This is a genomic window from Streptomyces sp. NPDC054849 (genome assembly GCF_053610945.1).
On record NZ_JBSGZI010000088.1, the window covers coordinates 23447 to 33897 of the forward strand.

General features: G+C 71.4%; 13 protein-coding genes and 1 pseudogene. 7 read left to right on the forward strand and 7 right to left on the reverse strand.

The annotated features are described in order from the left end of the window. Positions 1-33: 33 nt before the first annotated feature. The 6 genes from ACWGIF_RS29295 to ACWGIF_RS29320 form a co-directional block, all read right to left on the reverse strand. Positions 34-279 (reverse strand): GNAT family N-acetyltransferase, encoded by a 246-nt coding sequence (locus ACWGIF_RS29295; RefSeq protein ID WP_453501966.1) that lies wholly within the window; start codon positions 277-279, stop codon positions 34-36. Between the two features lie 36 nt (positions 280-315). Continuing rightward, the gene (locus ACWGIF_RS29300; RefSeq protein ID WP_453501968.1) at positions 316-585 is read right to left on the reverse strand and encodes a hypothetical protein; all 270 of its coding nucleotides are present in this window, start codon (positions 583-585) and stop codon (positions 316-318) included. A gap of 52 nt (positions 586-637) precedes the next feature. Beyond that, complete coding sequence (locus ACWGIF_RS29305) at positions 638-1180, reverse strand: MepB family protein (protein WP_453501970.1); 543 nt, start codon at positions 1178-1180, stop codon at positions 638-640. Next, positions 1173-1649: a macro domain-containing protein gene (locus tag ACWGIF_RS29310; RefSeq protein ID WP_453501972.1), complete on the reverse strand. Its 477-nt coding sequence runs from the start codon at positions 1647-1649 to the stop codon at positions 1173-1175. Before ACWGIF_RS29310 ends, ACWGIF_RS29305 begins: the two co-directional genes overlap by 8 nt. A 102-nt stretch (positions 1650-1751) precedes the next feature. Beyond that, positions 1752-1964, reverse strand: a complete 213-nt coding sequence (locus tag ACWGIF_RS29315) for a hypothetical protein (RefSeq protein WP_453501973.1) — start codon at positions 1962-1964, stop codon at positions 1752-1754. Positions 1965-1998: 34 nt separating this feature from the next. Continuing rightward, positions 1999-2148: a hypothetical protein gene (locus ACWGIF_RS29320; protein WP_453501975.1), complete on the reverse strand. Its 150-nt coding sequence runs from the start codon at positions 2146-2148 to the stop codon at positions 1999-2001. A gap of 337 nt (positions 2149-2485) precedes the next feature. Between ACWGIF_RS29320 and ACWGIF_RS29325 the strand changes: the two genes are divergently transcribed. From ACWGIF_RS29325 to ACWGIF_RS29335, 3 genes are all read left to right on the forward strand, one after another. Next, a complete protein-coding gene (locus tag ACWGIF_RS29325; protein WP_453501976.1) occupies positions 2486-3697 on the forward strand; it encodes a pyridoxal phosphate-dependent aminotransferase in 1212 nt (403 codons plus the stop codon). 120 nt (positions 3698-3817) lie between these two features. After that, on the forward strand, positions 3818-4210 hold the full coding sequence (locus tag ACWGIF_RS29330) for an SCO4983 family protein (RefSeq protein ID WP_453501978.1): 393 nt from the start codon (positions 3818-3820) through the stop codon (positions 4208-4210). Positions 4211-4559: 349 nt separating this feature from the next. After that, positions 4560-5201: an RDD family protein gene (locus tag ACWGIF_RS29335; RefSeq protein WP_453501979.1), complete on the forward strand. Its 642-nt coding sequence runs from the start codon at positions 4560-4562 to the stop codon at positions 5199-5201. Between the two features lie 48 nt (positions 5202-5249). Here the strand turns inward: ACWGIF_RS29335 and ACWGIF_RS29340 are convergent, their stop codons facing one another. Further along, positions 5250-5672, reverse strand: a complete 423-nt coding sequence (locus tag ACWGIF_RS29340; RefSeq protein ID WP_453501980.1) for a hypothetical protein — start codon at positions 5670-5672, stop codon at positions 5250-5252. A gap of 143 nt (positions 5673-5815) precedes the next feature. Between ACWGIF_RS29340 and ACWGIF_RS29345 the strand changes: the two genes are divergently transcribed. The 4 genes and pseudogenes from ACWGIF_RS29345 to ACWGIF_RS29360 all read left to right on the forward strand — a co-directional run bounded on the left by ACWGIF_RS29345 (position 5816) and on the right by ACWGIF_RS29360 (position 10392). Then, positions 5816-6910, forward strand: coding sequence for a hypothetical protein (locus ACWGIF_RS29345; RefSeq protein WP_453501981.1), 1095 nt, complete (start codon positions 5816-5818; stop codon positions 6908-6910). Next, a pseudogene (locus tag ACWGIF_RS29350) lies at positions 6907-8094 on the forward strand (toxic anion resistance protein). The gene ACWGIF_RS29345 and the pseudogene ACWGIF_RS29350 overlap by 4 nt, the downstream one beginning before the upstream one ends. Before the next feature lie 149 nt (positions 8095-8243). Beyond that, the gene (locus ACWGIF_RS29355) at positions 8244-9788 is read left to right on the forward strand and encodes a substrate-binding and vWA domain-containing protein (RefSeq protein ID WP_453501982.1); all 1545 of its coding nucleotides are present in this window, start codon (positions 8244-8246) and stop codon (positions 9786-9788) included. Beyond that, the gene (locus ACWGIF_RS29360) at positions 9775-10392 is read left to right on the forward strand and encodes a hypothetical protein (RefSeq protein ID WP_453501983.1); all 618 of its coding nucleotides are present in this window, start codon (positions 9775-9777) and stop codon (positions 10390-10392) included. Before ACWGIF_RS29355 ends, ACWGIF_RS29360 begins: the two co-directional genes overlap by 14 nt. Positions 10393-10451 lie beyond the last annotated feature (59 nt).

The window sequence follows — 10451 nt, forward strand, 5'->3', positions numbered from 1 at the left end:
ACGGCCCCGTCGTTCGAGCGGGGACGGACACTGCTAGGTGGTCGGCGCGGCGACCGCGCTGTACGTGCGCCCGCCCGCGACGTAGTCGCCGAGCGGGGTCATGCCGAAGCCGTCGACGTGCGCCTTCCAGGACGGCACGTTCCCGGCTTCGATGAAGGCCACCACCGCGTCGGCCCGCTCCGACGCCGCAGCGACGGCCATGGTGAACAGCGCCCGGGCCACACCGCGGCCCCGGTACGCAGCATCGACCACGACCGGCCCGTAGAGCAGCCACCGCACCTCGCCCAGCGGACGCCCCTCCCACTCCAGGGCGTCCTAGGCCCCGAGCAGGCCCGCGACCGGCGGCGACGGGTCGGCCACGGCCGTGGGCACCGACAGGGCGAGGAGCCCGGCGATCCGACCGCGGTCGTCCGCGACGAGCAGCTCCCCCGCCCCGGCCATCGCCCGCAGGGCCCCGGCGTCGAGGCTGCCCTGCACGAATCCCTGTTCCGCCCGCTGCCGCTCCGTGAGGGCGTCGTGGTGGTTGGCGGCGAAGAGCTCGGCCATGGCGGGGGCGTCGGCCTCGGTGGCGTACCGGTACTCCATGGCGCGATCGTGCCACGGCCGCGCCGCACGGCCTGGGCGCCGACACCGGGGCCTACGGGTGATAGAGGGCGTGGCACCGGGCGGAGCCGGTGGCGGCGCCCTCATCCAGGGACAGGAAGTGGTCGGCCTGCCACGCCTGCGTTCCCCGGGCCTGGCGGCTCTCGACCACGGCCCACGGTGGATAGACGCGGAAGGCGCGCTTGCCGCCGGCTCCGTTCACGGAGAGGATGCCCCGCCTGCGGAGCACGTCCCGGGAAAAGACGAACTGTCCGAAGCCGCCGGCCCCACGCGTGGCGACCACGATGAGGTCGACGGGGTCCTGCACGTCGAAGGGCCGGATCGGCCCGCCGGGGGAACGCTGCCACACCGTGACGAACTGGCCGGCCTTCGCCGGGGTCGTCCTGGCGGCACGGAACCGGACGAAGAGGCCGTCGACCGTGAAGGAGTGCGCTCCGTACTCGGCGCTCTCCTTCTCCGGTACCGGTCGTGAACACGCGAACCCGTTCGGGTCGTAGACCAGCGCCTTCGCCGCGAGGAGGTCCTCGTGCAGCGGCTCCCCGTCCGGCCAGGGCGCGGTCGTGGACGGCTCACCCATGGTCGTAGACGGTCACTTCCACGTCGCGCGCGCACAGTGCCCTGGTGATCAGCGGCTCGATCCGCGACCACCTGCCGCCCGCGAGCCCGCACCCGATCCGCGGCATGTGGACACCGGCCCCCAGCTCGACGGCGTGCCCGGCCAGTACGGCGAGGCTGCGCTCCACGGCGTCGTAGCGGATCGGCGGACCTCCGCTCCCGGTGCGTATTCCGCGCTGCCCGATCATGTTGGCCACCCACACATCGGTGGAGACCCGGACCACCTGCACGGCGCCCAGTCCGAAGTCGTTCCCGCTCCGCCCCCGATGCCAGGCCCGGTACGCGGCCTCGGGCTCGGGCCACCGCTTCGAAACGGCCACCACGAAGCCCTTCCCCCATCCGCCGAGGTCATTGCAGACATGAGCGATGAGCTTGGGCCCCTTGGCCTGGGGACTTGTCGCGTCTCCGGCGATGATCCTGAGCGGCTTCATGCCTCCACGGTAGGCGGGACCACTGACACCGACGACGGGCCGAGGACGGGGGGCGCGGGCACAACCGGCGGAGCTCCGACGTCCTACGCCCGCCGCGCCGCCTCAGAGGTATTCGCGGGCGAATTCCACCGCCCAGGCCACCGCCGCCACCGGGACGCTGCCCGACTCCGGGTCGATGCCGAGGCGGGCCGTCTCCCAGTCCTGATCGTGCTCACGGAAGATCACGAAGTGGCCCTCCTCCCCGGCCCCTTCCGGCCTGACCCGGAATTCGATCGCCCGGTCGTCGCCGTCCGTGCCGACCGTGGTGATCGCCATGTCTCCGACTACGAACTCCACTGCCTCGCGCCCTTCAGTTGCCGCTGCACAGGAACACCAGCAGGGGCAGACCCGCGAAGACCGCCCCTGCCGCCATGAGGATGCCCGCGACGGCCACGATCACCGTGCCTGCACGTTCCGCGCCGCGCCGATGGTCCGCCGGCTTCCACTCGCCCTGGTTCATGCATCCACCCTCGCCGGGGGGCCGGCCGGCCGCATGAGTGTGCGTACTCATGCGGCGTACTCATGCGGCGTACTCATGCCGTGCGCCGGATGCAGCTACCTCGGTTGTCGCCAAGCCCCCAAGGCCCAGGAACCCCACGAGGTGACGAGCGCAACAGAAGAATCTTGTGCGTCTCACCGCCCCACCCATTCCGCAGGCCGGAACGGCGGCCCGGCCCGGGATTCCAAGGGGGGACCGCACCCCGACCCACCCATTGCCCGAAATGGGACATTTCACCCTTCGAGTCTGTCTTCGAAAAGGCACGCCAAGCCTGCACCCGGGCCCGTAAGCTCCCGTCATGCAGGTGATCCAGTCAACCAAACTCGCCAATGTCTGCTACGAGATCCGCGGCCCCGTGCTCGAAGAGGCGATGCGGCTCGAAGCAGCAGGTCATCGCATCCTCAAGCTCAACACGGGCAACCCCGCGGCCTTCGGCTTCGAGTGCCCGCCGGAGATCCTTGAGGACATGCTCCGCAACCTGGGCAGCGCCCACGGTTACGGTGACGCGAAGGGGCTCCTGTCCGCGCGCCGCGCGGTCATGCAGCACTACCAGACCAAGGGCATCGACCTGGACGTCGAGGACATCTACCTCGGCAACGGGGTCTCCGAGCTGATCCAGATGTCGATGCAGGCCCTGCTCGACGACGGTGACGAGGTGCTGGTCCCCGCGCCGGACTACCCGCTGTGGACCGCCTCCGTCTCCCTCGCCGGCGGCACGGCCGTGCACTACCGCTGCGACGAGCAGGCCGACTGGATGCCCGACCTCGCGGACATCGAGCGCAAGATCACCGACCGCACCCGGGCGATCGTGATCATCAACCCGAACAACCCCACCGGCGCCGTCTACGACGAGGAGATGCTGCGCGGGCTGACGGACATCGCGCGCCGCCACAACCTGATCGTCTGCTCGGACGAGATCTACGACCGGATCCTCTACGACGGCGCCAAGCACTTCAACACCGCGGCCATCGCCCCGGACCTGCTGACGCTGACCTTCAACGGCCTCTCGAAGAACTACCGCGTCGCCGGCTACCGGGCCGGCTGGATGGCCGTCTGCGGCCCGAAGAAGCACGCCTCCTCCTACATCGAGGGCCTCACGGTGCTGGCGAACATGCGCCTGTGCGCCAACATGCCCTCCCAGTACGCCGTGGCCACCGCGCTCGGCGGCCGGCAGTCGATCGAGGACCTGGTCCTGCCCGGCGGGCGGATCCTGGAGCAGCGCAACGTCGCGTACGACCTGCTCACCCAGATCCCGGGCGTCACCTGCGTGAAGCCGAAGGGCGCGCTGTACGCCTTCCCCCGGCTGGACCCGTCCGTCTACAAGATCAAGGACGACCGGCAGATGGTCCTCGACCTGCTGCGGGCCGAGAAGATCATGGTGGTGCACGGCACCGGCTTCAACTGGCCCGAGCCCGACCACTTCCGGATCGTGACCCTGCCGAACGCCAAGGACCTGGCCGACGCCGTCACGCGGATCGGGAACTTCCTCGACGGCTACAGCCAGCTCTAGGGAACCGGGGGCTTCCCCGGCCGAGGACCGACGGGATGACCCGGCCAACAACAGGATTCAGCTCAACTTTAGAACCAATCCAATGTAGGATGGTCTCCTGACCACGCAGGAGGCCACCTCATGTACGAGCCGATCCGCACGAAGCCGGTCGTCCACCTCATGGGTGACAACCGCGCCGACTATCCGCACAGCAGCCGCGGCGAAGCACTGGACATCCAGCTCGGCGGCCACCTCGCAGCCCTGCTCGCCGTCACCGACGAGCTCGGTCTCGACGAGGCCGCCGCCGAGATCGCCGCCCAGGTCACGCGGCTGCGCGGGTCCCAGCCCGCCCGGGCGCCGCGGCGCCCCGCCGGAGACCTGGCCGCGCTGCACCGGCGCGCGCACGACCTCGCCGCCCGCGCGCTCGTCGTCGCCGCGTCCCGCGCCGACACCACCGTCGCGATCCTCGCCGCCGAGCGCATGGACGCGCACACCGCCGCCCTGAAGTCCCTGGACCTGGCCGGCGCCCTCTAGACGGCCCCGGTCCGGGGCCGCGGAGGCTCCGGACCGGGCGCCATACTTCCTGCGGGTCGCCCCTGCGGGTCGTTTCCCGTTGTTCCCCGCGTTCCCGCGTTCCCCCGTGTCTCCGCGTTCCCCCGTGTCTCCGCGTTCCCGCGGCTCCCTTGAAGCTCCCTGCGGCTCTCCCGCGGCCCCCCTTTCCTCCACTTCGCGGCCCTTTGCACGACAACGAATTGGACAGAATCCGGCGCTCCGAACACGATGGTGGCCGAAAGATCGCGGCAGCACGGGGGAGGCCGCTCATACGCTCGATCTCCTCCACGCCGCTTCGTCCCCCTTTCAGCACCCTGGAGAGATTGCGCCCATGAGCTTCGGCGACCCGAACAACCCCTACGGCCAGCAGCCCCCGCAGGGCCAGCCCGGCTACCCGCAGCAGGCCCCCCAGGGCGTGCCCCCGCAGTACGGCTACCCGCAGCAGCCGCCGCAGGGCGCGGTCCCGCAGTACGGCTACCCGCAGCAGACCCCTCCGCCGGCGTACGGCGCGTACCCGCAGCCGGGCATGCCCGGCATGCCGGGCACGGGCATGCCGCCCCTGGCCCACTGGGGTCTGCGCGTGGGTGCGTACCTGCTCGACCTGCTGATCATCGCCGGCCCGATGTACGCGCTGGGCTTCATCGACCTCGCCACCAGCGACAACCCGGACGAGCCCGGCGTCTTCTTCCTCATCGGCATGCTGTACGCGATCGGCATGGCCTTCTTCCAGCTCTACAAGGAAGGCAAGACCGGCCAGTCGACCGGCAAGAAGATCGTCGGCATCAGCCTGCACCGTGAGGCCGACGGCGCGACCCTCGGCTTCGGCATGGCCTTCGTCCGCAAGCTGGCACACTTCCTCGACGGCATCCCCTGCTACATCGGCTGGCTGTGGCCGTTGTGGGACGCCAAGAAGCAGACCTTCGCCGACAAGGTGTGCAGCACCGTCGTCATCAAGGTCAACAGCAACGGCTGAGCGCCCCCAGCGCCCTTGGTCCCTCGGTGAGGACCGGTGGCGACGCCCTTACGGGGTCTGCGTGAACTCCGCGCCGGCCACCCCGCACCAGGGCACCGTCGCCACCGGCCACACCGGGCCGACCGCCTCCCCGTACTCGGTCGCGCCCGGGACCACGCCCGGGATCCTCACCAGCACCTGGGCCGCCCGCAGCCCCGGGTCCGGTTCGGCGCCGGCACGGAACTCCACCGTGACGATGTACACGCCCGCGCCTTCGGCCCGCCCCGCCGCCTGCACCGCGGCCACCACGCGCCGACTGGCCGGATCGATGCGGCACCCGGTGACCCGTACGTCCTCCACCGCGGCCCGAGGCGGCGCCTCGTGGGGGCCGCCGCCGCTCGCCCACACGTACAGGCCCAGCGGGGCGAACACCAGCAGCCCGGCCAGCGTCACCAGGCCCACCAGCCAGCCCTGCCACTTCAACGCGCTCACGCCCATGCCCCGATCCTCCCGGGCCGCCGCCCCTCCCACCAGCACCCACGGGCTCACACAGCATTTCGAAGTGGGACCGCCTGGACACCTGACGTTCATGCAACTCGGCGCGGAATGTGGGTTTCCGCGAGCACGCTGCACCTGTGAGACGCATCCTAGGAATCGTCCTGGGCCTCCTCTTGATCGGCGGCGTGCTCTACGTCGTCGCCTTCCAGGGGCAGGATCACCCAGAAACCACGGCAACGAAGACCGTGCGTGGCGTCATCGGCTCGGAGAAGTCCGAATTCTTCCGCGACCCCGACGTCGTCAAGGCCCTTGCAGCCAAGGGCTACACCGTGAAGACGGAGACCTCGGGCTCCTGGGCGATGGACCAACTCGCCCTCAAGGAGTTCGACTTCGCCTTCCCCGGCAGCAGTGAGCCCGCCAAGGAGATCGCGGCCGCCGCGGGGATCAAGGGGGCCCAGGAGACCAAGCCCTTCTTCTCCCCGCTCGTCGTCATCGCCCGCCCGGGCGCCGCCAAGGTGCTGGCCGGCAACGGCCTCGCCCGGATGAGCGGCGAGAACTCCGGGACCCTGCTCATGGGCCCCTTCCTCAAGGCCGCCGGCGAGGACCGCACCTGGCAGCAGCTGTCCGGATCCTCCGCGCACGCCGAACTGACCGGCACGGTGTTCATCAAGACCACCGACCCGGCCTCCTCCAACTCCGGCGCCCTCTTCCTGGCCGCCACGTCCAACGTCGCCAACGGCGACAGCGTGGTCGCCGACGACGCCGCCATCGCGCGCACCGCACCCCTGATGCGCAAGCTGATCTCCGTCCAGGGCGCCCTCGAACAGAGCACCGACGACCCGTTCCGCGCCTTCATCAGCGGCAGCGGCGAACCGCTGATCCTGGTGTACGAGTCCCAGGTGGCCGCCCTGCTGCTGCAGAACCAGGATCCCGGCGACATGGTGGTCCTCTACCCGGACACCACCGTGAACACGGCGCACACCTTCGTGCCGCTGAACGAGAAGGCGAGGGAGCTGGGCACCCTCCTCGTCACCGATCCGAGGCTGCGCGAGCTGGCCGTGCACCGCGGGTTCCGCCCGCAGGACGGCGTCGCCGAGTTCACCGCCGCCACCGCCCCGCACGCCGCCTACCTCAACGCGGGTCTGAGCGGGATCCGCCAGGTCGGCACACCCACCGTCAAGAACCTGATGGCGCTCGCCCAGCGCGCGAAGGGCCAGGGGGACACACCATGACACCGACACCTCCGGACGACACCCCGCTCGTCCTCAGCGCGCCGGAGCCCGTCGCACCCGTCCGCAAGGAGCAGGCCGCCGGACTGGTCCCGCTGCAGGACGGCGTCCGCGACGAGATGGCCCGCCGGGCCGCGGAGTACGTCGGCTCGCTCGCCGCCCTCGACGCCCGCTCACCCGAGTTCGCGCAGCGCATCGGCGAGATCTCCGGACTCGGCGCGGCCGACGTCCGCAGCGCCGCCCAGCAGTCCAACCGGATGCTGGAGCGGGCCGTACGCTCCCTCGCCTCCGACGGCGGCGGTGACGCCCAGGCCCGCGTCGCGGGCTCCCTCGTCGAACTGCGCCGCACCGTCGAGGACCTCGATCCCCGGGACACCCCCGCCAAGGGGGCCCGCAAGCTGCTCGCGAAGCTGCCGGGCGGCAACCGGTTCCGCGACCACGTGGCGAAGTACGCCTCGTCTCAGGCCACCCTCGACAAGATCGTGGGCTCGCTGCGCAGCGGCCAGGACGATCTGCGCCGGGACAACGCCGCCCTGCACACCGAACGCTCGCGCCTGTGGGAGACCATGGGCAGGCTCCAGGAGTACGCGGTCCTCACCGAGGCCCTGGACGTGGCCGTCGAGCAGCGGATCAGCGAGGCGCAGCACACCGATCCGGGGGCGGCCGACGCACTGCGCGCGGACGTGCTCTTCCCCGTCCGGCAGAAACACCAGGACCTGCTGACCCAGATGGCCGTCTGCGCGCAGGGCTACCTGGCGATGGACGTGGTCCGGCGCAACAACGACGAGCTGATCAAGGGCGTCGACCGGGCCGCCACCACCACCGTCTCGGCGTTGCGGATCGCCGTGATGCTGGCCTCGGCGCTCGACAGCCAGCGCGCAGTGATCGAACAGGTCAACGCGCTGAAGGGCACCACCGAGGAACTGATCCGGGGCAACGCGGAGATGCTGTCCACTTAGAGCGGCGAGATCCAGCGGATCGCGGCCGACCCGGCGGTGGGTGCGCAGACGCTGCGGACGGCCTTCGCGCAGATCTACAAGACGCTCGACGCGATCGACACCTTCAAGGTGCAGGCCGCGCAGAACATGGCCGCGACGGTGGAGTCGCTGGCCGGGGAGCTGCAGACCGCCTCGGCGTACCTTGCGCGGACCCGTACCGCCGGTGCGCTCGAAGGGGGTGCCCGGTGAACGGGGGCGAGCAGGGCCGGTGGCGGGCGGGGCCGCTGCGCGGAGCTTCTTCCCACCCCGCCCTTTCTCCGTCTCCGGGGGCTCCGCCCGACACCCCGCGCCTCCGTCGCCGGCGAGGCTGGATCAGTGCGCTGCTCGTTCTCGTCGCGGTGACCGCCTGTACCACCGAGGGCGCGGCGAGGCCCGAGAAGTCCGTGTACAAGGAGGGCACCCTGCGGGTGCTCGCGTCCAGTGAGCTCGCCGACATGGAGTCCGTGCTGAAGGCCGCCAAGGCCGCCACCGGGGTGAGCGTCGAGCTGACGTGGTCCGGGACGCTCGACGCGGCCGAGCAGGTCGCCTCCGGGAAGGCCGACGGAAAGTACGACGCGATCTGGCTCTCCTCCAACGACTACCTGCGGCTGCGCCCCGAGGCCGCCGGCAGGCTGTCCAGCGAGACCCCGGTGATGTCCTCGCCCGTCGCCCTCGGTGTGAAGCCCGAGGCGCTGGCCCGGCTCGGGTGGAAGCCGGAGGAGGTGACCTGGCCGGTGGTCCACGAGGCCGTCACCGCCGGGAGGCTGACGTACGGGATGACCGACCCGGTGCGCTCCAACTCCGGTTTCTCCGCCCTGGTCTCGGTGGCCTCGGGGCTGTCCGGCGCGCAGGCGGCGCTCAGCGACGCCGACGTGAAGACCGCCACGCCCCGGCTCAAGGAGTTCTTCGCCGGGCAGAAGCTGACGTCCGGCTCCTCCGGCTGGCTCGTCGGCGCCTACGCCAAGCGCGGGGACGTGGACGCGCTCGTGAACTACGAGTCGGTGCTGCTGTCCATGAACCGGGACGCGAAGGCTCCGCTGACGGTGATCCGGCCGCGCGACGGAGTGGTCACCGCCCCCTACCCGCTGACCCTGCTGACCTCCGCCCCGGAGGGGGCCCGGGATTCGGGGCGAGCGCTGACGGAGTACCTGCGCGGTCCTGAGGCGCAGAAGGCGATCACCGAGCAGACCTTCCGCCGGCCTGTCGCGGCCGGCGTGGCGCCGGCCGCCGGTCTGGACGCGGAAAAGCGGCGGGAGCTGCCCTTCCCGGGCTCGCTCTCGGTCGCCGACGGCCTGCTGGCCTCATACGAGAACGAGCTGCGCCGGCCCTCGCGCACGGTGTACGTCCTGGACACCTCGGGTTCGATGAGCGAGGAGGACCGCATCGGGCGGCTCAAGTCGGCGCTCACCGATCTGACGGGGACCGGGAGTTCGGGGACCGGGCAGCGGTTCCGGGACCGCGAGGAGGTGACGTTGCTGCCCTTCGGGTCCAAGGTGAAGAAGGTGCGTACGCACGTCGTCGAGCCCGGCAACGCGGGACCGGCCCTGGACGCGATCCGGGGCGACGTGAAGTCGCTGGAGCCGGAGGGCGGTACGGCGGTCTACGGCAGCCTGGAAGCGGCGTACCAGCACCTGGGCAAGGGCGGTGCGGACGCGTTCACCTCGATCGTGCTGATGACGGACGGCGAGAACACCGAGGGCGTCGGGGCCGGGCACTTCGACTCCTTCTACGCCGCCCTGCCCGAGGCCCAGAAGCGGACGCCGGTCTTCGCGGTGCTGTTCGGCGACTCGGACCGCAAGGAGCTCACCCACATCACCGAGCTGACCGGCGGGCGGCTCTTCGACGCCACCGACGGGAACGGTTCGCTGGCCGGCGCCTTCGAGGAGATCCGTGGCTACCAGTAGGGCCGGCGGCCGGGTGCTCGGCTACCTGGAGTCGAAGAAGAACCTGGCGGGCTCCGCCTGCGGCGTGGCCGGGCTGGGCCTCACCCTGGCCGGGGTGGTGGGGGCGTACTGGCCTCTGGTGGTCGCCGGGCTGTACGGCGCGGGCGCGCTGATCGCACCGCCGGAGCGGGTGGCGCCGCCGCACCACCCGGACGCCGTCGGGCAACTCGATGTCGTACGGCAGGACTTCGGGCGACTGCGCGCGTACCTGGTGGAGGTGGAGCTGCCGCCGGCCGCGGGGGGCAAGCTCGCCGAGCTCCTGGAGTTCTACGAGGCCCTGCTCGCTCCGGGATGGGTGGCGCAGGTCCTGGCCGCCGATCCGGAGTCGGTGCACGTGGTGTCCCGGGCGGTCCGGCAGGACGTGCCGGAGTGCGTGGACACGTTCAACCGGACCCGGTGGTGGGCGCGGCTCTCGCCGGGCGGCGAGTCCCCCGAGCAACAGCTGGAGCGGCAGCTGACGGCGCTCTTCGAGGAGGCGGAACGTGTGACGGCGGCCCTCCGCGAGGCGGAGGCCGGGCGCCAGCAGACGCATACGACCTATCTGGAGGACCGGGGGCGGCCCTGAGGCGGCGGCTGCCCGGCCGCCGGATCCGCGGGACGGGGCTGCGGGACGGGGCTGCGGGA